The organism is Pseudomonas sp. CFBP 8771 (genome assembly GCF_014841695.1).
Lineage (GTDB): Bacteria > Pseudomonadota > Gammaproteobacteria > Pseudomonadales > Pseudomonadaceae > Aquipseudomonas > Aquipseudomonas baltica.
In genome coordinates this window covers 120,084-142,933 of sequence record NZ_JACYUJ010000003.1, presented here as the reverse complement: position 1 = coordinate 142,933, position 22,850 = coordinate 120,084, and the positions used below count along the sequence as shown (strand labels likewise).

The 22,850-nt window shown below is 64.2% G+C and carries 13 protein-coding genes and 1 tRNA gene; 12 read left to right on the top strand and 2 right to left on the bottom strand.

Annotation, left to right across the window (positions count from 1 at the left end; all coding sequences use genetic code 11):
• Positions 1-87: 87 nt before the first annotated feature.
• The 11 genes from IFT80_RS08225 to IFT80_RS08175 all read left to right on the top strand — a co-directional run bounded on the left by IFT80_RS08225 (position 88) and on the right by IFT80_RS08175 (position 18,794).
• Positions 88-582, top strand: a complete 495-nt coding sequence (locus IFT80_RS08225) for a hypothetical protein (RefSeq protein WP_122477871.1) — start codon at positions 88-90, stop codon at positions 580-582.
• A gap of 251 nt (positions 583-833) precedes the next feature.
• Positions 834-1,097 (top strand): DUF1652 domain-containing protein, encoded by a 264-nt coding sequence (locus IFT80_RS08220; RefSeq protein ID WP_122477873.1) that lies wholly within the window; start codon positions 834-836, stop codon positions 1,095-1,097.
• Between the two features lie 126 nt (positions 1,098-1,223).
• Positions 1,224-1,724 carry a thiol peroxidase gene (gene tpx / locus IFT80_RS08215; protein ID WP_192103533.1) on the top strand — a complete coding sequence of 167 codons (501 nt, stop codon included), beginning with the start codon at positions 1,224-1,226 and terminating at the stop codon, positions 1,722-1,724.
• A 474-nt stretch (positions 1,725-2,198) separates the two neighbouring features.
• Complete coding sequence (locus IFT80_RS08210) at positions 2,199-3,494, top strand: MdtA/MuxA family multidrug efflux RND transporter periplasmic adaptor subunit (RefSeq protein WP_192059605.1); 1,296 nt, start codon at positions 2,199-2,201, stop codon at positions 3,492-3,494.
• Positions 3,491-6,646 carry an MdtB/MuxB family multidrug efflux RND transporter permease subunit gene (locus IFT80_RS08205; RefSeq protein ID WP_185793259.1) on the top strand — a complete coding sequence of 1,052 codons (3,156 nt, stop codon included), beginning with the start codon at positions 3,491-3,493 and terminating at the stop codon, positions 6,644-6,646. Before IFT80_RS08210 ends, IFT80_RS08205 begins: the two co-directional genes overlap by 4 nt.
• On the top strand, positions 6,643-9,750 hold the full coding sequence (locus tag IFT80_RS08200) for an efflux RND transporter permease subunit (RefSeq protein WP_192101929.1): 3,108 nt from the start codon (positions 6,643-6,645) through the stop codon (positions 9,748-9,750). The genes IFT80_RS08205 and IFT80_RS08200 overlap by 4 nt, the downstream gene beginning before the upstream one ends.
• Positions 9,747-11,186, top strand: a complete 1,440-nt coding sequence (locus IFT80_RS08195) for an efflux transporter outer membrane subunit (RefSeq protein ID WP_122477882.1) — start codon at positions 9,747-9,749, stop codon at positions 11,184-11,186. The genes IFT80_RS08200 and IFT80_RS08195 overlap by 4 nt, the downstream gene beginning before the upstream one ends.
• Before the next feature lie 169 nt (positions 11,187-11,355).
• Positions 11,356-13,446 (top strand): putative bifunctional diguanylate cyclase/phosphodiesterase, encoded by a 2,091-nt coding sequence (locus tag IFT80_RS08190; RefSeq protein ID WP_122477884.1) that lies wholly within the window; start codon positions 11,356-11,358, stop codon positions 13,444-13,446.
• A 26-nt stretch (positions 13,447-13,472) separates the two neighbouring features.
• The gene (locus IFT80_RS08185) at positions 13,473-14,219 is read left to right on the top strand and encodes an SDR family oxidoreductase (protein ID WP_192137247.1); all 747 of its coding nucleotides are present in this window, start codon (positions 13,473-13,475) and stop codon (positions 14,217-14,219) included.
• Between the two features lie 313 nt (positions 14,220-14,532).
• Positions 14,533-17,367 carry a bifunctional diguanylate cyclase/phosphodiesterase gene (locus IFT80_RS08180; protein ID WP_244647982.1) on the top strand — a complete coding sequence of 945 codons (2,835 nt, stop codon included), beginning with the start codon at positions 14,533-14,535 and terminating at the stop codon, positions 17,365-17,367.
• A 29-nt stretch (positions 17,368-17,396) separates the two neighbouring features.
• The gene (locus IFT80_RS08175; RefSeq protein WP_192137245.1) at positions 17,397-18,794 is read left to right on the top strand and encodes an FAD/NAD(P)-binding protein; all 1,398 of its coding nucleotides are present in this window, start codon (positions 17,397-17,399) and stop codon (positions 18,792-18,794) included.
• A 242-nt stretch (positions 18,795-19,036) separates the two neighbouring features.
• Here the strand turns inward: IFT80_RS08175 and IFT80_RS08170 are convergent, their stop codons facing one another.
• Positions 19,037-20,143, bottom strand: a complete 1,107-nt coding sequence (locus IFT80_RS08170; RefSeq protein ID WP_192137243.1) for a Gfo/Idh/MocA family protein — start codon at positions 20,141-20,143, stop codon at positions 19,037-19,039.
• A gap of 108 nt (positions 20,144-20,251) precedes the next feature.
• Positions 20,252-20,337: transfer RNA gene (locus tag IFT80_RS08165), tRNA-Leu, on the bottom strand.
• A 239-nt stretch (positions 20,338-20,576) separates the two neighbouring features.
• Between IFT80_RS08165 and IFT80_RS08160 the strand changes: the two genes are divergently transcribed.
• Positions 20,577-22,847, top strand: a complete 2,271-nt coding sequence (locus IFT80_RS08160; protein WP_192137241.1) for an ATP-binding protein — start codon at positions 20,577-20,579, stop codon at positions 22,845-22,847.
• Positions 22,848-22,850: the final 3 nt, after the last annotated feature.

The window sequence follows — 22,850 nt, the reverse complement described above, 5'->3', positions numbered from 1 at the left end:
CAAGCCTGTTACACTGACCCTCGATGCCCGACCTGCGGCCGCCGATTTGCGGCATGCCCAGGGCGGGCGCGCACCGAGGTGGTCGCGATGGACGAAGTACAGCAACTGGCTGACATGCTCAAGGAACACGCCGCAGCCCAGCAACGCCTGCAGCAGGCGTTCAAGGACCAGTGCCAGCACTGGCAAGCCAGCATCCAGGCACTGTTCGGTCAAATCGAAACCTGGCTGGCGCCCCTTACCGATCGGCAACTGCTGGCGATCGAACGTTCGCCCTGGGTCGCCACCAGCAGCAATTACCCCAGCGAGCACTCGCCTTTCATCAGTGAATCGCTGGCAATCATTCTCGCCCAGCGCCGGGTCGAACTGGTGCCGCAGGTGATGGGGCAGGGTGGGGCGATGGTGATAGCCGTCGCGGGTCTGACTTCGGATCGTCACGGCAGCATTTCCATCGTCAAGGACTCGGCGGATGGTGCCTGGTACTGGCGCAAGGAACGTGGCACCAAGGAAGCGGAGTCCAATGTGCTGGATGCCGATTTCTTCGCCCAGCAGCTTCAGGGGCTGATTCCAAAGCCGCGCGACTGAGCAGCGCGACGCCGCCGACTGCAAGCATTGTAGGGCTTTCACGGTGCTGAAACGCTTCTTTGAAATTTCTGTACAAGTATTTTATTTCTATTGATTTCAGTGGGTTGCGCTGATTTTTCGCTGAGCCGCAAACTCTCGTTGCACCTGTTCGAGCGCAGGTATATATCTCTTGGAACGAAACTGTTCTGTAGTCCCGAGGCCTAGTCCGCCGCGGGTAGGACGCCGATCACAGGCTCTACAGGAGATAGACCATGCTTCCCCCCGGACTCAGCGCGCTGGAGCTGCGCAATATCGTCGAACTGGCGTTTTTGCCACGCAAATGCGTGTGCACAGTGATCGGCGATGAATCGCTGTGTATCAAGCTGTTGAACGAGCAGACCGATGAGGTCGAGCTCTTCAAGGCGGATATTCCCTTTCAACGAGTGGTCAGCGCTGTCGAACGGGCACGGCTCGTTCTGGAACTGGAAAAGCCGCAACCTGCCACCACTGTCCATGCCCGTGCCAGAGCTGGTTGAGCCTCGTTTCAGGAGTGCCAGGGCGTCTGTGTGGCTGGAACACTTATTTTCAATCTACGCATAGGCCGTGCGTCACTTTTCATGGTTAACTTTGCCCTTTCTCAATCCCGAAAAAGGACAAGGCTCATGGCTCAAGTGACGCACAAAGGCAACGCGATCAACGTCAGTGGCGAGCTTCCCCAGGTCGGTGCCCAGGCGCCGGCGTTCACCCTGGTCGGCGGTGGCCTGGCCGAGGTGTCGCTGCAAAGCCTGGCCGGCAAGCGCAAGGTGCTGAACATTTTCCCAAGCATCGATACCCCGACTTGCGCCACTTCCGTGCGCAAGTTCAATGCCCAGGCCAACGACGTGGCCAATACGGCCATCCTCTGCATCTCCGCCGATCTGCCGTTCGCCCAGGCCCGTTTCTGCGGCGCCGAAGGCCTGGAAAACGTCCAGAACCTGTCGACTTTCCGCGCCCATGATTTTCATCACGCCTATGGCGTCGACATTGCCGACGGTGCCCTCAAGGGGCTGACCGCGCGTGCAGTCGTGGTACTCGACGAGAACGACAAGGTGCTGCACAGCGAGCTGGTACCGGAAATCGGCCAGGAACCTGACTACGCAGCCGCCCTCGCTGTACTGAAGTGATCCGTCGCAGTATCTGACAGCCCGCAGTGACCCCGGACGCGGCTCGCGCCGCTGCTACAAAAATTGCGATGTTTCTGTAGCAGCGGCGCAAGCCGCGTCCGGCGACACCGCGCTCCCGTAGCAGCGGCGCAAGCCGCGTCCGGCGACACCGCGCTCCCGTAGCAGCGGCGCAAGCCGCGTCCGGCAGCACCGCGCTCCCGTAGCAGCGGCGCAAGCCGCGTCCGGCAGCACCACGCTCCCGTAGCAGCGGCGCAAGCCGCGTCCGGCAGCACCGCGCTCCTGTAGCAGCGGCGCAAGCCGCGTCCGGGAGCACTGCGATGTGTCTGATGCTTGCGCGCAAGCCACGACGCGGCTCGCGCCGCTGCTACAGGGCGTGTTATTTCCTGCCAAGGTAAATTGCCCGTAAAGGCGCTTTGCTTATGCATCCCGACTCCTTATCGTTCAGCCTCCTCAAAGTAGAAGCCCACCCGCACAATGGTCGATCATTCAATGCAGTCCCCAGGTCCCCGTAAATCGCGTCGCTGGCTGTTCGGCCTGTTGATGGTGGTGGTTGTCGCCGTGTTGTGCTGGTGGTTCTGGCCAGCCACCAAGAATTCCCAGAACGACGCGGCCTCGGCGCCCGCCGCCGGGCGCAATGCAGGTGCCGCGCGGCCCGGCTTCGGCGGCTCTGCCGAGCCCACCCCGGTGCGTGTTGCCGAGGTGATCACCGGCGACTTCCCGGTGTATTACAAGGCCCTGGGTACGGTGACGGCGACCAATACCGTGAATGTGCGCAGCCGTGTCGCAGGCGAACTGATCAAGGTCAACTTCCAGGAAGGGCAGCGAGTCAAGGCCGGGGACCTGCTGGCCGAAATCGACCCGCGCAGCTATGAAATCGCCCTGCAGCAAGCCCAGGGCACGCTGGCGCAGAACCAGGCACAGCTGAAGAACGCGCAGATCGACCTGCAGCGTTACAAGGGTCTGTTCGCCGAAGACAGCATCGCCCGCCAGACCCTGGACACCCAGCAGGCACTGGTGGGCCAATATCAGGGCACCATCCAGACCAACCAGGCTGCGGTCAACGACGCCAAGCTCAACCTCGACTTCACCCGCATCCGCGCGCCCATTGCCGGCCGTCTGGGCTTGCGCCAGCTGGACATCGGCAACCTGGTGGCCGCCAACGACACCAATGCGCTGGTGGTGATCACTCAGGTGCAGCCGATCACGGTGGCCTTCACCTTGCCTGAAAGCCAGCTCACCCCGGTGCTGGCGCGCTATCGCAGCGGCGCGAAACTGGCAGTTGAGGCCTGGGACCGAGGCGACACGCGCAAACAGGCCACCGGTGTGCTTGGCAGCCTGGACAACCAGATCGACACCACCACCGGCACGCTGAAGTTCAAGGCGCGCTTCGAGAACCAGGACGAAGCCCTGTTCCCCAACCAGTTCGTCAACGTACGGCTGCTGTCCGATACCCTCAAGGGCGTGGTGCTGGTGCCCTCGGCGGCCGTTCAGTATGGCGTCGACGGCACCTTCGTCTACGCCATGGATGGCAACGACAAGGTCAAGATTCGCCAGCTCAAGGTGGGCGCGACCGACGGCAGCAATACCGTCGTCGAGCAGGGCCTGGCGCAAGGCGACCGGGTGGTGCTCGAAGGCACCGACCGCCTGCGCGACGGCAGCCGTGTCGAAGTGGTCGATGACAGCGCCAAGGTGCCGACCTCGCCTGGGCAACACCTGCAGGGGCAGGACGGAGCCGCTGTGCCTGGAACGACGGGCAAGACCGGCGCATGAATATCTCGCGGCTGTTCATCCTGCGGCCTGTCGCAACGACGCTGACCATGCTCGCCATCGTTCTGGCGGGCGTGCTCGCCTATCGTTTGCTGCCGGTGTCGGCGCTGCCGCAGGTCGACTACCCGACGATTCGGGTCATGACGCTCTATCCCGGCGCGAGCCCGCAGGTGATGACCAGTGCGGTCACCGCCCCCCTCGAACGCCAGTTCGGGCAGATGCCCGGCCTGACCCAGATGGCCTCGACCAGCTCGGGCGGCGCGTCGGTGCTGACCCTGCGCTTCAGCCTGGAAATCAACATGGACGTCGCCGAGCAGCAGGTGCAGGCGGCGATCAATGCGGCGAGCAACCTGTTGCCGTCCGATCTGCCCGCGCCGCCGGTGTACAACAAGGTCAACCCGGCTGACACCCCGGTGCTGACCATAGCCATCAGCTCCAAGACCATGCCGCTGCCCAAGCTCAACGACCTGGTCGACACCCGCATGGCGCAGAAGATCGCTCAGATCAGTGGCGTGGGCATGGTCAGCATCGCTGGAGGGCAGCGCCAGGCGGTGCGCATCAAGGTCAACCCTGAAGCCCTGGCGGCCAACGGCCTGAACCTGTCCGACGTGCGCACCCTGATCGGCGCCTCCAACGTCAACCAGCCCAAGGGCAACTTCGACGGGCCCACGCGGGTGTCGATGCTCGACGCCAACGACCAGCTGCGCTCCCCCGAGGAATACGCCAATCTGATCCTGGCGTACAACAATGGCGGGCCGCTGCGCCTGCGTGACGTCGCGCAGATCGTCGACGGCGCCGAGAACGAGCGGCTGGCTGCCTGGGCCAATCAGAACCAGGCGGTACTGCTCAACATCCAGCGCCAGCCGGGCGCCAACGTCATCGACGTGGTCGACCGGATCAAGGCACTGCTGCCGACCATCACCGACACCATGCCGGCCGGGCTCGACGTCACCGTGCTGACCGACCGCACCCAGACCATCCGCGCCTCGGTCACCGACGTGCAGCACGAACTGCTTATCGCCATTGCCCTGGTGGTGATGGTCACCTTCCTGTTCCTGCGTCGCTTCAGCGCCACCCTGATTCCGTCCATCGCCGTGCCGCTGTCGCTGGTGGGCACCTTCGGCGTGATGTACCTGGCCGGGTTCTCGATCAACAACCTGACCCTGATGGCGCTGACCGTGGCCACCGGCTTCGTGGTCGACGACGCCATCGTCATGCTGGAAAACATCTCGCGCCACATCGAAGAAGGCGAAACACCGATGCAGGCTGCGCTCAAGGGCGCGCGGCAGATCAGCTTCACCCTGCTGTCGCTGACGTTCTCGTTGATCGCGGTGCTGATCCCGCTGCTGTTCATGGCCGACGTGGTCGGGCGCCTGTTCCGCGAGTTCGCCATTACCCTGGCGGTAGCCATCCTCATTTCCCTGGTGGTCTCGCTGACTCTGACGCCGATGATGTGCGCGCGCCTGCTCAAGCGCGAGCCGAAGGAAGAGGAGCAGGGCCGCTTCTACAAGGCCAGCGGCGCCTGGATCGACTGGCTGATCGCGCGCTACGCCGGCGGTCTGCGCTGGGTGCTGCGCCACCAGCCGCTGACCCTGCTGGTGGCGGTTGCCACCCTGGGCCTGACGGTGCTGCTGTACCTGGTGGTCCCCAAGGGTTTTTTCCCGGTGCAGGACACCGGGGTCATCCAGGGCATTTCCGAGGCCCCGCAATCCATTTCCTTCAAGGCCATGAGCGAGCGGCAGCAAGCCCTGGCCAAGATCATCCTGCAGGATCCAGCCGTCTCCAGCCTGTCTTCGTACATCGGGGTAGACGGCGACAACGCCACGCTCAACAGTGGCCGGCTGCTGATCAACCTCAAGCCCCACGGCGAGCGCGACCTCACGGCCAGCCAGATCATTGCGCGCCTGCAGCCGGAGGTCGACAAGCTGCTGGGCATGCGCCTGTTCATGCAACCCGTGCAGGACCTGACCATCGAAGACCGGGTCAGCCGCACCCAGTACCAGTTCAGCCTGTCGTCTCCGGATGCCGACCTGCTCGCCACCTGGAGCGCACGCCTGGTGGACGCCCTGAAGCAGCGACCCGAGCTCACCGATGTCGCCAGCGACCTGCAGGACAAAGGCCTGCAGGTGTACCTGGTGATCGACCGCGATGCTGCCAAGCGGGTCGGAGTGGACGTCGCCGATATCACCGACGCGCTGTACGACGCCTTCGGTCAACGACAGATTTCCACCATCTATACCCAGTCCAGCCAATACCGCGTAGTGCTGCAGGCCACCGATGCCAGCACCCTGGGACCGCAGGCGCTGGAGCAGATCTACGTCAAGGCCAGTGTCAACGGCACCGGTACCACCAACCAGACCGCCGACAGCGACACCACGGCGACCAGCGGCACCCAGGTGCGCCTGTCGAGCCTGGCGCACATCGAACAGCGCCAGGCGCAACTGGCGATCGCGCACATCGGTCAGTTTCCGGCGGTGATGATGTCGTTCAACCTGGCCGAGGGCGTGGCCCTGGGCAAGGCGGTCGACGTGATCGAGCAGGTGCAGCGCGACATCGGCATGCCGTTGGGTGTGCAGACCCAGTTCCAGGGTGCGGCGGAGGCCTTCCAGGCGTCGCTGCAGAGCACCTTGCTGCTGGTGCTGGCGGCCATCGTCACCATGTACATCGTGCTGGGTGTGCTCTACGAGAGCTACATCCACCCCATCACCATTCTGTCGACGCTGCCCTCGGCGGCGGTGGGGGCCCTGCTGGCATTGCTCATCAGCGGCAACGACCTGGGCATGATCGCCATCATCGGCATCATCCTGCTGATCGGCATCGTCAAGAAAAACGCGATCATGATGATCGACTTCGCCCTGGAGGCCGAGCGCAATCAGGGTCTGGACCCGGAAACCGCAATCTACCAGGCCGCGCTGCTGCGTTTCCGGCCGATCCTGATGACCACCATGGCCGCGCTGTTCGGCGCGGTACCGCTGATGCTTGCCAGTGGCTCGGGTGCGGAACTGCGTCAGCCGCTGGGGCTGGTGATGGTCGGCGGGCTGTTGGTGAGCCAGGTGCTGACCCTGTTCACCACCCCTGTCATCTACCTGTACTTCGACCGCCTGGGGCGGCGCTGGGGACGCCAGCCGGCCGCCGTGGAACAGGCTGAATCATGAACCTGTCCGGACCTTTCATCCGCCGCCCGGTGGCGACCTTCCTGATGAGCGTGGCGATCATGCTGCTCGGCGGGGTCAGCTTCAGCCTGCTGCCAGTGTCGCCGCTGCCGAGCATGGACTTTCCGGTGATCGTGGTTTCCGCCAACCTGTCCGGTGCCAGCCCCGAGGTCATGGCCTCGACCGTGGCCACGCCCCTGGAACGCTCGTTCGGGGCGATTCCGGGCGTGACCACCATGAGCAGCCGCTCAAGCCAGGGCTCGACGCGGGTCATTCTGCAGTTCGACCTCGACCGCGACATCAACGGCGCGGCCCGTGAAGTGCAGGCGGCGATCAACGCTTCGCGCAACCTGTTGCCCAGCGGTATGCGCAGCATGCCGACCTACAAGAAGATCAACCCCTCGCAAGCCCCGGTCATGGTCCTGTCGCTGACCTCCAATGTGCTGGAGAAGGGCAAGCTCTATGACCTGGCCTCGACCATCCTGTCGCAGAGCCTGTCCCAGGTGCCCGGGGTAGGGGAGGTGCAGATCGGCGGCAGCTCGCTGCCCGCAGTGCGCATCGAGCTCGAACCGCAGTTGCTCAACCAGTACAACGTCTCGCTCGATGACGTGCGCACGGCCATCGACGGCACCAACGTGCGCCGGCCCATCGGTTTCGTCGAGGACGGCGAGCGCCAGTGGCAGGTGCAGGCCAACGACCAGTTGGACAAGGCCGACGACTACAAGCCACTGATCATTCGCTACCAGGACGGCTCGGTGCTGCGCCTGAGCGATGTGGCCAAGGTCACCGACGGTGTGGAAGATCGCTACAACAGCGGCTTCTACAACGACAACTCGGCCGTGCTGCTGGTGATCAACCGTCAGGCTGGCGCCAACATCATCCAGACCGTCAGCCAGATCAAGGAACAGCTGCCGGCCCTGGAAGCGCTGTTGCCCGAAAGTGTCGAGCTGAACATCGCCATGGACCGCTCGCCAGTGATCACCGCCACCCTGCACGAGGCCGAGATGACCCTGCTCATCGCCGTGGTGCTGGTGGTGTTGGTGGTGTTCCTGTTCCTGGGCAATTTCCGCGCCTCGCTGATTCCCACCCTGGCCGTTCCGGTGTCGCTGGTCGGCACGTTCGCGATCATGTACCTGTGGGGTTTCTCGCTGAACAACCTGTCGTTGATGGCGCTGATCCTGGCGACCGGGCTGGTGGTGGATGACGCCATCGTGGTGCTCGAGAACATTTCCCGGCACATTGACGACGGCGTGCCGCCGCTGCGCGCCGCCTACCTGGGCACGCAGGAAGTGGGCTTCACCCTGCTGTCGATGAACGTCTCGCTGGTGGCGGTGTTCCTCTCGATCCTGTTCATCGGTGGCATCATCGAGAGCCTGTTCCGCGAATTCTCCATCACCCTGGCCGTGGCCATCGTGGTTTCGCTGTTCGTTTCCCTGACCCTGACCCCAATGCTTTGCGCGCGCTGGTTGAAGCCGCATCGGCCCGAGCACGACAACCGCTTGCAGCGCCTGAGCAACCGCATCAATCAGCGCATGGTCGCCGGCTACGACCGCAGCCTTGGCTGGGTCTTGCGTCATCGTCGGCTGACCCTGCTCAGCCTGTTGCTGACCATCGTCGGCAACGTGGCACTTTACGTGGTGGTGCCCAAGACCTTCATGCCGCAACAGGATACCGGCCAGTTGATCGGCTTCGTGCGTGGCGACGACGGCCTGTCGTTCTCGGTCATGCAGCCGAAGATGGAAACCTATCGCCGCGCGCTGCTCGCCGACCCTGCGGTCGACAGCGTGGCCGGTTTCATTGGCGGCAACAACGGCAGCAACAACGCGACCATTCTGGTTCGCCTGAAGCCGATCGAAGTGCGCAAGATCAACGCGCAGCAGGTCATCGAACGGCTGCGCAAGGAACTGCCCAAGGTGCCCGGCGGCCGCCTGATGCTGATGGCCGACCAGGACCTGCAGTTCGGCGGCGCACGCGAGCAGAGCACCTCGCAGTATTCGTACATCATCCAGAGCGGTGATCTGTCGGCCTTGCGCACCTGGTACCCGAAAATCGTCGCGGCCTTCCGCGCACTGCCGGAACTGACCGCCATCGATGCGCGCGAAGGGCGTGGCGCCGCGCAGGTGACGCTGATCGTCGACCGCGACAAGGCCAAGCGCCTGGGCATCGACATGAGTACTGTGACCTCGGTGCTCAACAACGCCTACAGCCAGCGGCAGATTTCCACCATCTACGACAGCCTCAACCAGTACAAGGTGGTGATGGAAATCAACCCCAGGTACGCCCAGGACCCGATCACCCTGGAGCAGGTGCAGGTGATCACCATGGACAACAAGCGCGTACCCCTGTCGAGCATCGCCCACTACGAAAACAGCCTGGCCGACGACAGTGTCAGCCATGAAGGGCAGTTCGCCTCGGAGAGCATCTCCTTCGACCTGGTCAACGGGGTGACCCTCGACGTCGCCACGCCGTTGATCGAGCGGGCGCTGGTGCGAGTCGGCCTGCCCGAAGACATCATCGTCAAGGTCGCCGGCACCGGCGATGCCTTCGCGGCGGCGCAGAAGAGCCAGCCGTTCATGATTCTCGGCGCGCTGGTCGCGGTCTATCTGGTGCTCGGCATTCTGTACGAAAGCTACATACATCCGCTGACCATTCTGTCGACCTTGCCCTCGGCGGGGGTGGGCGCGCTTTTGAGCATCTACCTCACCGGTGGCCAGTTCAGCCTGATCTCGCTGCTGGGCCTGTTTCTGTTGATCGGCGTGGTGAAGAAGAACGCCATCATGATGATCGACCTGGCGCTGCAGCTCGAGCGCAACGAGGGGCTGGGCCCGGCCGAGTCGATCCGCCGCGCGTGCCTGCTGCGCCTGCGCCCCATCCTGATGACGACCATGGCGGCCATTCTCGGCGCACTGCCATTGATGTTCAGCACCGCCGCCGGTGCCGAGATGCGCCGGCCGCTGGGCCTGACCATCATCGGCGGCCTGGTGTTCAGCCAGATCCTCACGCTTTACACCACTCCGGTGGTCTACCTCTATCTGGACCGCCTGCGCCACCGCTTCAACACGTGGCGCGGCGTGCGTACCGATGCCGCTCTGGACACTCCGCTATGACCGATTCCGTTTTTCCGCGCGTCTCGCGCCTTGCCAGTGTGGCGCTGTGCAGCCTGATGCTGGGTGCCTGCACCCTGGGCCCGGACTACCAACGCCCGACCATCGCCACGCCGGTGGCATTCAAACAGGCCGATGGCTGGCGCCAGGCCAATCCCAGCGATGCCCTGGCGCGTGGCGCCTGGTGGGAACTGTACGGTGATCGCCAACTCGATGCGCTGGTGGTCAGGCTCAACCGTTCCAACCAGACCGTTGCCCAGTACGAAGCGCAATACCGGCAGGCCCAGGCGCTGGTCCGCAGCACCCGCGGCGCGCTGTTTCCCACCGTCGATCTGAGCGCCGGCAAGACCCGCTCCAGCCAGGGCACCGGCAGCAGCGGTTCGAGCCTGAGCCAATCCAGCAGTGGTATCCGCGACACCTACAACACGCAGCTGGGCGTGAGCTGGGAAGCCGACATCTGGGGCAAACTGCGCCGCGGGCTGGAAGCCGACCGCGCCAGCGCCCAGGCCAGCCTGGCGGATCTGGCGGCGATGCGCCTGAGCCTGCAGTCGGAGCTGGTACAGAACTACCTGCAGTTGCGCGTGATCGATGAGCAGAAGCGCTTGCTCGAAGCGACCGTCCAGGCGTATCAGCGCTCCCTCGACCTGACCCAGAATCAGTACCGCGCGGGCATTTCCGGCAAGGATGCGGTGTTCCTCGCGCAAACCCAGCTGAAATCGACCCAGGCCGACCTGATCGATCTGGTCTGGCAGCGGGCGCAGTTGGAGAACGCGATCGCGGTGCTGATCGGCATGGCACCTTCGGAATTCAGCCTGGCCGGCAGTACCGACATTCCGTCGTTGCCGGCCATTCCCCTGGCGCTACCGTCGCAACTGCTTGAGCGCCGTCCCGACATCGCCGCCGCCGAGCGCTCGGTGATGGCCGCCAATGCCGAAATAGGCGTGGCCAAGACGGCCTATTTTCCCGACCTGACCCTGAGTCTGGCGGGCGGCTACAGCAGCAGCAGTTTCAGCAACTGGGTATCGTTGCCCAATCGTTTCTGGTCGGTCGGCCCGCAGTTGGCGATGACCCTGTTCGACGGTGGGCAGCGTGCGGCCGAAGTGGACCGCAGCGAGGCGGCCTATGACCAGACCGTCGCGCAGTATCGGCAGACGGTGCTCGATGGCTTTCGCGAAGTGGAAGACTACATGAGCCAGTTGAAAGTCTTCGACGAGGAAGCCTCGGTGCGCAACGAGGCGCTGCAGGCGGCGCGGGAGTCGTTGCGACTGACATCCAACCAATACAAAGCCGGCCTTATTGGCTATCTTGATGTGGTCAACGTGCAGGCCACGGCGTTGAGCAACGAACGCAGCGTATTGACGCTGATGCAGAGTCGGCTGGTCGCCAGCGTGCAGTTGATCGCGGCGCTGGGCGGCGGCTGGCAGGAACCGGCACAATAGCGGGTTTGCCACGCGCACGTCCCTGGCAGCGGCGCAAGCCGCGTCAACGCTGGGCGCCTTTCGTCGGATTCAGCGTGGCGTTCGTGACGCGGCTTGCGCCGCTGCTACAGGATGGCTGCGCAGAGTCACGTCACCCTTTGAAACCCCGCACGGCCTTGTCGAGATATCGATGCTAATTGGTACTTATTCTTCCGCTCTTGTCGTCGTATCGCTGTGTGTTGCCATTCTGGCGTCGTACACCGCGCTTGATCTGGTCGGGCGTATTGCCACGGCGCAGGGCCGGGCTGTGTACCTGTGGATGAGCGGCGGGGCGCTGGCCATGGGCATCGGCGTGTGGTCGATGCATTTCATCGGCATGCTCGCTTTCGAACTGCCGATCCAGTTGGGCTACGACCTCAGCCTCACGGCAGCTTCGCTGCTCATTGCCGTGCTCAGTTCCGGCTTTGCCCTGTGGCTGGTCAGCCAGCCGCAGCTGCCGGGGCCGCAACTGGCCGTCGGCGCGCTGATCATGGGCGCCGGTATCAGCAGCATGCACTACACCGGCATGGCGGCGCTGCAGATGCAGCCAGGCATCGTCTACGACCCTGTGCTGTTCGTTGCGTCGCTGGCGATTGCCGCAGGGGCTTCCGGTGCCGCGTTGTGGATCGCCTTCCGCCTGCGCCGCAATCGTCCCAATGTACGCGTGGCCCGTGCTGGAGCCTCGGTGGTGATGGGCATCGCCATCGTCGGCATGCACTACACCGGCATGGCTGCCGCCGAATTCCCGGCGGGCAGCGTCTGCGGCGGGGCCCTGAACGGCTTGACCGGCGACGGCCTCGACTATCTGGTGCTGGTGACCACCCTGGCGGTGCTGGGTATGACCCTGTTGACGTCGGTACTGGATGCGCGCATGGAGTCGCGTACCTCGGCGCTGGCCAACTCGCTGACCCTGGCCAACCAGGAGCTGACGCAACTGGCCCTGCACGACAACCTGACCGGGTTGCCCAACCGCATACTGCTGGCCGACCGCATTGGCCAGGCGATCAGCCAGGTCGATGCCGTCGGCGGCTACCTGGCGGTGATGTTCATCGATCTGGATGGCTTCAAGCCCGTCAACGACGCCTTCGGCCATCACATGGGCGACCAGTTGCTGCGTGCCGTGGGCTCGCGTCTGCGCGGCGGTCTGCATGGTCAGGACACCCTGGCGCGGATCGGCGGCGACGAGTTCGTCCTGCTCGTCAGCCTGGAAGAGCCGGCCTATGCCAAGGGTATCGCCGCGCAGCAGGTGCATCTTATCGGTCAGTCTTTCGAGGTGGCAGGGCACACATTGCAGATTTCAGCGAGCATCGGTATTGCCCTGTACCCAGGCAACGGCGTCGATCAGAACGAGTTGCTGATGAATGCCGACGCGGCCATGTACCACGCCAAGAGCATCGGCAAGAACGGCTACAGCTTTTTCGAAAGCTCGATGAACACCAATGCCCGCAAGCAACTGCAGCTGCTGCAGGAACTGCGCATGGCAGTCACCGAGCAGCAGTTGCGTCTGTTCTACCAGCCCAAGTTCGGTGCCCGCAGCGGCGAGCCGATCGGCGCCGAAGCGCTGCTGCGTTGGCAGCACCCGCGAATGGGCCTGCTGGCGCCTGCCGCCTTCATCGACCTTGCGGAGAAAACCGGGCTGATCATCGACATTGGCAGCTGGGTGCTCGACGAGGCCTGTCGGCAGATGCGCGAGTGGGTCGACCAGGGCTTCGGGCACTGGCGCATCGCGGTCAATCTTTCCGCCCTGCAGTTCGGCCATGCCGGCCTGGTCCGCGGGGTGGCCAGCACCCTGGATCGGCACGGGCTCGACGCGGCCAACCTGACCCTGGAAATCACCGAAACCACGGCGATGAGCGACGCCGACGCCAGCATGAACGTGCTGCAGCAGCTTTCGGACATGGGTGTCGATCTGTCCATCGACGATTTCGGCACGGGTTATTCGAGCCTCATGTACCTCAAGCGGCTGCCGGCCAACGAGCTGAAGATCGACCGCGGTTTCGTCCGTGACCTGGAGCAGGACAGCGACGACGCCGCCATCGTGTCGGCGATCGTCGCGCTAGGTCGGGCGCTGGGCCTGCGGATCGTGGCCGAAGGGGTGGAAACCAGCAATCAACAGCAGTTCCTGACCCGCCTGGGCTGTGATTCCCTGCAGGGCTATCTGCTTGGCCATCCGCTTCCGGCCGAGCGTTTCATGCACGACATTCAGGCGGCCAGGCAGGTCAAGAGCGCCAGCCGCGCCTGAATCCGTCTTTGGAGGCTACGTATTTCATGGAAAAAGTCATTGTCATCACAGGTGGCAGCCGAGGTATCGGCGCTGCGACCGCGCTGCTTGCGGCAAGCCAGGGCTATCGTGTGTGCATCAACTATCGCAGTGACGACGCAGCGGCCATGGATGTGCTGCAGCAAGTGCGGGCGCTGGGCGTGCAGGCCATCGCGGTGCGTGCCGACGTCAGCCGCGAAGAGGGTGTGTTCCGTTTGTTCAGCCAGGTTGATGCCGAGTTGGGCCGGGTCACTGCGCTGGTCAACAACGCGGCCACCAACGGCCCCAGGGCGCGGTTGGACGAGATGTCCGAGCAGCGCCTGCTCGGGTTGATGACGACCAACGTAGTCGGCCCCATGCTGTGCGCCAAGCATGCGGTAGGGCGGATGTCGCGGCGGCATGGCGGCCAGGGTGGGGTGATCGTCAACGTGTCGTCGATCGCCGCTCGGCTGGGTTCCGCGGACGAGTACATCGACTACGCGGCGTCCAAGGGGGCTATCGATAGCTTCACCATCGGGTTGGCCAAGGAGGTGGCCGGCGAGGGCATACGGGTCAATGCGGTTCGTCCCGGAATGATCTTCACCGATTTCCATGCCCTGTGCGGTGAACCGGGCCGGGTTACGCGCAAGGAAGGCGCCGTGCCCATGGGCCGCGGTGGCCAGCCGGATGAGATTGCCCAGGCGATCATGTGGTTGGTGAGCGATCAGGCCAGCTACACCACCGGCGCCCTGCTGGACGTCGGCGGCGGCCTGTAAACCCGACCCCCTCCGGTAGGAGCGGTCATCGGCCGCGAAAGAATCGCCGCCGTGTACCCGCCACACCGCGGCGCCTGGTTCGGGGCCACGGGCCGCTCCTGCGGATCCGCCAGCAGAGCGTCGATGTTGTGTCGCTTGTGGCGGGACAAGGGGTTTGCGACACAAAGGTTTGCCGTAAACGTCAGCGCCGTTCGTGGGGCTTGCCATTAGATGGCCATAGGCTCGAAGATGTACGCCGTTGGTTTTCTGGCATGGAGCGTCTATGAGTTCCGATTCCCCGACCTTTGCCGAGTTCGGCAAGGGCTCTACGCCCATGCTCGAGGCAGCATCGCTGGAAGCGATTCTGCAGCAGGCCCGTGAATGGCCCCACAGCACTGCGTGGGCGTGGTATCGGGCGGGCGAACAGCTGCATCTCGAAGGCCAGGGCGACCTGCAGCGACACTGGCCCCTGGTGCTGGCCAACCACGAACTGCAGCGTTTCTGCGAAAGCTGCAGCCTCCAGCTGTGGCCGACTGGGCAGGGCGAAGGGGTACTCGGCTGGCTGATGGCCCCTGTGCACGTCACCCACGACGGGGCCCTCGCCGACCTGGCCGCTGCCATCGGTCGCCAGGTGCAGACCGACGCTCTGGCCCGCGCGCAGATCACTCAACGCGTACTTTACGAAATCACCTACCTGGCCAGCTCGACCCGCGACCGCGGGATTTTCCTGGTGGGTGTACACAAGCTCCTGGCGAGCCTGATCGATGCAGAGAACTTCTACCTGGCGCTCTACGATGCGCAAAGCGGCAAGATCACCTACCCCTACTACGTGGACGTCATCGACGTCGAAGCGCTGGAAGCGGAAAACTACGAGTACCTGACCCCCGAACATCTGTCGCTGACCGGCCAGGTACTGACCAGCGGCCAGCCCCTGCTGATCGACGCCAAGGGTATCGCCCTGGCAGGGCGGCAGGGGCGTTTCCACTGCGTGGGGCACATCCCCGAATTCTGGATGGGTTCGCCGCTCAAGAACGCCCGCGATGAAGTGTTCGGCATGATCGCCATGCAGGTCTACGACGTCGAACGGGCCTACAGCGCGGAAGACCGTGCCCTGTTCCTGGTGGTCGCCCGGCACGTTGCCATGGCTCTGGATCGGATTCTGCATCGTGCCGACCTGGAAGAAACGGTGTCGCGGCGTACCCAGGAATTGTCCCAGCTCAATGCCGCGCTGCGCCTGGAAGTCTCCGAGCGCAAGCGCGCAGAGCACCTGCAGGTCGCGCTGTTCCAGATTGCCGAGCTGTCGAGCAAGCCAGGCGAAATCGACGGCCTCTATCACAGCCTGCACGTGATCGTCGGCGACCTCCTGTACGCACGCAACTTCTACATCGCGATCTTCGACGGCGAAAGCGGCGAAGTCAGCTTTCCTTACTATGTCGATGAGCAGCTCACTGGCCGCCCGCAGCCGCGCCGGGGGCGGCGTGGCCTGACCGAGTACGTGATTCGCCAGCGCTGCGCCTGCCTGATCGACTTCGACGCCGCGACGCGTCTGATGATCCAGGGTGAAATCGAAGACAGCCGCGAGCTGGTCCGCTCGCAATCCTGGCTCGGTGTTCCGCTGTTCGACGATGATCGCGTGCGCGGCGTACTGGTGGTGCAGAGCTACGCCAGTGACGTGCACTACACCCTGCGCGACCAGGACCTGCTGACCTTCGTCTCGCGCCACATCGACACCGCGCTGTCGCGCCGCAGCGCTGCCGAAGCCATCTACGAAGCCAACCTGCGGCTGGAAGCGCGGGTGCAGAGTCGAACCCGCGAGCTTGACCATGCCAACGCCAAGCTGCAGTACGAAAACGCCCACGACGCACTGACCGGGCTGCCCAATCGCATTCACCTGCAGCAGCGTCTGGCCCTGGCCTGGGACCAGTACTGCACCGATGGCCGCGAACTGGTGGTGATGTTCATCGATCTGGACCGTTTCAAGATGGTCAACGACAGTTTTGGTCATCACTTCGGCGACCAGTTGCTCAGGGAAGCCGGTGCGCGCCTGCGCAGTTGCCTGCGTGAGGATGACCTGCTGGCCCGCCTGGGCGGCGACGAGTTCGCCGTGCTGGCGCCGGATTCGAACCTGGAAGCTGCCGTGGAAATTGCCGAGCGCATTCTGGTGGCGTTCGATCGGCCCTTTTTCATCAATGCCCACGAGGTGTTTTCCTCGTGCAGCATCGGCATCGTCGGCGCCGACAGCCAGTTCCACAGCGAGACGGCCGACTTGCTGCGTGACGCCGACAAGGCGATGTACCGGGTCAAGAATGCCGGTCGCGACAGCTATGCAGTGTTCAACCAGGCATTGCGCCGCGAAGTCTCCGACCAGGTCGAACAGGAGGGCGCGTTGCGCAATGCGCTCAAGCGCAGCGACGAACTGCTGCCCTATTTCCAGCCCATCGTCGACGTACAGACCGGCGAGGTGCGGGCGCTGGAGGCCTTGATCCGCTGGCACCAGCCGGACGGGCGCATCGTCGCCCCCGGGCATTTCCTGCCCGCGCTCGAAGGCCTGCGGCTGATCGGCCGCCTCGACCTCTACATGCTGACCTGCGTAGCGGAGATTCTCGCCCAGCCGGCGCACGCAGACTGGCCGCCGGTGCACGTGAACTGCTCCAGCTACAGCATTACCCGCAGCGGGTTCGCCGACGAAGTGCTGGCCGTGCTCGCGCGGCACCACGTAGCGGCGTCGCGAATCTGCCTGGAACTCACCGAGGGCGCGCTGGTGGCCGAGCCGGCCATGGCGCAGCGGACCATGCAGCAGCTGGCCGAGCACGGCATGAGCGTGGTGCTCGATGATTTCGGAGCCGGTTTTTCATCGCTCAGCTACGTTCACCAATACCAATTCAACGGGTTGAAGATCGACAAGTCGTTCATTCTCGAATTGACCAGCAGCGCGCGCAGCCGGGCCATCGTCCGTGCCATCGTGCGCATGGCCGAATCGCTCGGGCTGACGGTTGTCGCCGAAGGGGTGGAGGACCTTGCCACCCTGCAGTTGTTGCGCGAGATGGGTGCTTCCCAGGCCCAGGGCTATTACTTCGCCCGGCCCGCAGCACTGCACGATCTGGATCTGGCGGCTTGCCGGGGCATCGTGGCGGCGTCGCAGCGGCCGGGTGCCTTGCATGACGTATGATCGGCGCCATCGTCCTTGAGAACTTACCCATGACCGATGTTGTATCCAGGCACGCCGATGTAGTGATCATCGGTGGCGGCTTGAGCGGGACCCTGCTGGCGGTGCAGTTGCTCAGGCAACCTCACCCACGGCGGATCGTCATCATCGAGCCGCGCCCCGAGCTCGGCCGAGGTGAGGCTTACAGTGCCACCGAGTTGGGGCACACCCTCAATGGCAATGCGGCGCGCATGAGCGTCGACCCCGACAACGCCGACGACCTGACCGAATGGCTGACCCGGTTCATCGACGACGGCGGGTGGCCGCAGTCGGCCGAGCAGTCGCTGCCGGTGGCGGAGCTGTTCCCGCCGCGCGGCATCTTCGGGCTCTATGCCCAGCAACGCCTGGCCGAGGCACGTGCAGCGGGTGCCCGGTACGGGGCCACGGCAGAGCATGTGCGCGCGCAGGCGATCGATCTGCACACCCATGCCGAGCAGGTCGAGATCACCCTGGACAACGGCCAAGTGTGGTACGGGCGGCAGGCGGTGCTGGCCACGGGCATGTTTCCCGCCGCGCGCACCGCCTTGAAGGCGCCGGGTGGGCTGAACGCTGGGGCGGTCGACCCGTGGGACGTGCAGGCCATGCGTGGCCTTGACCGTCAGGCCCGGGTGTTGATCATCGGCTCGGGACTGACCATGGTCGATGCCGTGGTCTCGCTCGACCAGGCCGGCCATCGCGGGCCGATCACGGTGATTTCGCGGCACGGTCTGTGGCCTCATGTTCGTCGCCAGCCGCCGAGCTGGCCGGATTTCCTGGCGGCGGCCGACGATGTGCGCAGCCCGCGCCAGCTCATGGCCGAGGTACGCAAGCAATGCCGCCAGGCGCTGCAGCAAGGTGTCGACTGGCAGGCGCCGCTGGACACCGTGCGTGCGCATATCGCCCGGCTCTGGAGCCAGGCCAGCGAACGCCAGAAACGCCAGTTCGTACGCCATGTACGGCCCTGGTGGGAAAGCCACCACCATCGGTCACCGCCGCCCAGCGACGCGCTGGTGCAGAGGCTGATACGCGAGGGGCGGCTGACCCTTCAGGCGGCCAGCTATCAGCGCGCCGACGGCACGACCCTGACCATCCGCCGGCGGGGCGAATCTGCCTCGGTGCAGCTGCACGGGGATGCGTTGATCAATTCCAGTGGTATCGAATATGACTGGCGGCGGGTCGACAAGCCGTTGCCGCGCCAGCTTCTGGCGCGTGGCTTGATCCGGCCGGGGCCCTTGGCCCTGGGCATAGAGGCTGACGTCGATGGTGCTGTCGTGGACGCCCAAGGGCTGGTCGCCGAGCGACTGTTCGCCATGGGCCCGCCGTTGCGGGGGATGTGGTGGGAGAGTACCGCTGTGACCGACGTCGCGGCGCAGGCCAAACGCCTGGCAACGACCCTGCTGAGCCGCTGCTGAACCCGTAGTGCACCCGCCACACCGCAGCGCGCCCTTCGCGGCCACGGACCGCTCCTACAGGGATTGTGGTTCCTCTTTTCGGGCGGTTATCGGCTGTGAAAAGAGGACCCGGTACAGCCCACAGACCGCAGCCACCGTTTCGCGGCCACGGACCGCTCCTACTGGGGAACCCCAATCTTCGTAGGAGCGGTCATCGGCCGCGAAGCAGGCGCTGCGGTCATTCAGGCAGATCGGCGCACTGCTCAGTCGTTGGGTTCAGTGGTATTGACGTACGGCGGCACCTTGGCCAAGGTCAGCGATCGTGCCTGATCGGCTTGAATACCCTGGCGCGGAGCCAGCGGCTCGAGCTTCTGTATCTCGCCGGTCTGCAGCGAGCGCTCGATCGCGGCCAGTACCCGCACGTCACGCCAACCCTCGTCACCGTCCGCTTCAGGCTGGCGGTCTTCGAGAATGCATTGAGAGAAGTACTCCGTCTCGCCGCCGAACTGATCGACCACCGGGAAGGTATGAGCCTGCGTTTCGCCGTCGATGATCGCGCGATAGGCAATGGCGACGCCTTCACCGAAACCGAAGCAAGGCGATGCCTCGAACTCCCCCTTGGTACCGATCAACTGGAACCGCTCGGTTGCCGGCAGGCTGTAGCTGACGGTGAACGTAGCCTGACGCTGCTCGGAGAACCGCAGAGTCACACTGACGGTGTCTGGCGTGTTGATCGGCCGTCCGGGTGTTTGCGCACCAACGGCATGCACTTCCAGCGGCTCGCCGCCGAACAGGTTGCGCACGGCATTGAGCGGGTAGGGCCCCATGTCCGCCGCTGGGCCCGCCCAGAAGCCGCTTTTCATCCGGTGGTTCTCGGCATCGGTATGTTGCGTGAAGGTGGCGGTAAACAGCCGTGGCTCACCGATATCGCCGCGGCGCACGCGCTGGACCATGTCCACGGTGCCCGGCTCGCAATGCAGACGGTAGGCGATCATCAGCTTGGCGTTGCCACGCTCGGCAGCCGCATTGATTGCCAAGCAGTCTTCCTCGCTGGCGGCCATGGGTTTTTCCAGCAGCACGTGAATACCGGCTTCCAGCGCCGGGACGGCGAATTCGCGATGACGGAAGTTGGGCGTGGCCAGGTAGATCGCATCGATCTCGCCCGACGCCAGCAGTTCGGGAAACTGCTCGTAGCTATAACTCTTGAGGTCATACATTGCGGCCAGTTCATCGGCCTTGATCGGGTCGCCGGTTACCAGTGCAGTCATCACCGAATTGCTGGTCTGGTCCACACCGGGCATGAACGCACCTTGCGAAATCCAGCCACCGGCAACCACGGCGTAACGAATTTTTCCCTGAGCATCAGGCATGGGTCGGGCCTCCTTGTGTCACCAGGCGAAATGCGTGGCGTATAGGAAGTCGGCAAGCTGAGAGGGCAGGAGTTCCCGAAGATTGGGAAGAGGGGGGAGAAATCGAGATGGTGCGAGGTGCGGGAATCGAACCCGCACAACCAAAGGTCGTCAGATTTTAAGTCTGATGCGTCTACCAATTTCGCCAACCTCGCATAGTCGCGCATCATACTGATTAGGCTGAGAAATGTCATGCGCTAATGGTTCGATGGCGCGGCCTGCAAAACATGCACCCGCAGTGGCTAAAATCAATTTGCCATTAATGAACGTAAAGCCTACATGGCGCGTCCTAATTTGCTAAGGTGGTAGCCGATTGTAAGTTTTTCACATGCCACGGTTGGCGACCATGCAATGGCTTGCAGCGCCGCGCTGATAGGCCGCCAGGAGATCCACTGTGACATCACGCGAGACTTCGGTCCTGCTCGCCGCTGCCATCGAGCAGTGCGCGAGCGAGCCCATACGTACGCCGGGCAGCATCCAGCCGCAGGGTTTCATGCTGGTGCTCGACGCCGCCGCCCAGCGTGTGCTGCAGGTCAGCGACAACGTCCGCCATTGGCTGCAGCTCGAGCCTGCGCACCTGCTGGAAACGCCGGTCGCCGACCTGATCGAGCGAGGTGCGGCACTGTCGGCGCGCCTGGCCGCCTGGTCCGGGGAAGAACAGCAGCCATTTCATTTCGCCGATGTGCGCTTCGCCCAGGGCAGCCGTCGCCAGATTGCCACGGCGATGATGGTGCACCGCGTCGACGGGGTGATCGTCGCCGAGTTCGAGCCCGCTGCCGATGAGGCCCATGCCTATGGCGCCCTGTACCCTATGGTGCGGACGTTCATTGGCCAGTTGCACAACGCCCAGGACGTTCTCGAGTTGTGCGAGCGCTCGGTGGTCGAGGTAAAACGCGTCACCGGCTTCGGCCGGGTCAAGGCCTACAGTTTCGACGAGGCCGGCAACGGCACCGTGCTGGCCGAGGCACGGGACGAGGGCTACCCCAGCTACCTCGGGCTGTGCTTCCCGGCGTCCGATATTCCGCGTCAGGCCAGGGAGTTGTACTGCATCAACCGCATCCGGGTGATCGAAGATGCCAACTACCAGGCATCGCCGCTGATTCCGGCCAACAACCCCCTGAACGGCGAGCCGTTGGACCTCAGTCATGCAGCACTGCGCAGCGTTTCACCCGTGCACGTGCAGTACATGCGCAACATGCAGACGATGGCGTCGATGTCGATTTCCATCGTGGTCGACGGTCGGCTCTGGGGTCTGATCTCCTGTCACCACGACCAGCCTCATGCGGTCGGTTTTCAGACCCGTACCGCCTGTGAGCTGCTGGGCAGCGTCCTGTCGCTGCAGATCGAAACCAAAGCCATCCATGCGCAGCATGAGCGCATGCTCGAACTGCGTCGGCAGATCGTCCAGCTGCTTTCCGCCATGGCCGACAGCGACAGCGTGCGTGCCGGCCTGCTGACGCTGCCCGAGACCTTTCTGGGCTTCGTCCGCGCCAGCGGTGCGGCGATCATCGCCGAGGCTCGCTGCGAGTTGCTGGGTGACACACCTCCGCAGGCGTTGGTCGATGCGCTGGCAGTGTGGCTGGCCGAGCGCGGCGGGCAGGAAATATTTCACAGCGACAACGTCGGTCGGGACCTGCCCGAGCTGCCCGAACTGGCGCGTTACTGCGGCGGTGTGCTGGCCGTGGCGATTTCCGAGATTCATTCCCACTATTTGATCTGGTTCAAGCCGGAGCAATCGCACACGGTGACTTGGGCAGGGCGGGCAGAAAAAAGCCTGGACAGTGCCGGTGTGCTCAATCCACGCGCCAGCTTCGATAGCTGGAAGCAGGAAGTCAGCGGCTTCTCAAGCCCCTGGGACGCACTCGAGATCGAAGGCGTTCACGAACTGCGCACTGCCGTGCTCGGCATCGTCCTGCGCAAGGCCGAGGAACTGGCGCAGTTGGCGGGTGAACTGAAGAAATCCAACAAGGAGCTCGAGGCGTTCTCGTACAGCGTGTCCCATGATCTGCGTGCACCGTTGCGCCACATTGCCGGCTACGCCGAATTGCTGGCCGATTTCGAAGGCCCGAAGCTGTCCGAGCGAGGCTTGCGTTTTCTCGAACACATCGGCGAGTCGGCGCGGTTTGCCGGCACCCTGGTCGACAACCTGCTGAGCTTTTCCCAGATGGGCCGTTCGGCCCTGCGTTTCACCGACGTCGACCTCAACGCGCTGGTCGAGTCCATCCGCCTGGAGATGCAGCCCGATTACGAAGGTCGCGATCTGCAATGGCAGGTGGCGGCACTGCCGCGCCTGGTGGCCGACGCCGCGTTCGTGCACCTGGCGCTGCGCAACCTGTTGTCCAATGCCATCAAGTACAGCCGCACCCGCGAGCATGCGGTGATCGAAGTCGGCGCCTACCAGCAGGACGCCGAGACGATCATTTTCGTGCGTGACAATGGCGTGGGCTTCGACATGGCCTACGCCGGCAAGCTGTTCGGGGTGTTCCAGCGCCTGCACCGCATGGAAGAGTTCGAAGGGACCGGGATTGGCCTGGCCAGCGTGCGCCGCATCATCGAACGACACGACGGCCGGGTGTGGGCCGAAGGCGCCCTGGATCAGGGCGCCACTTTCTACATGGCGTTGCCGCGACGTACACATTCCGCCGGCACGAATCTACCGAGGTAAGCG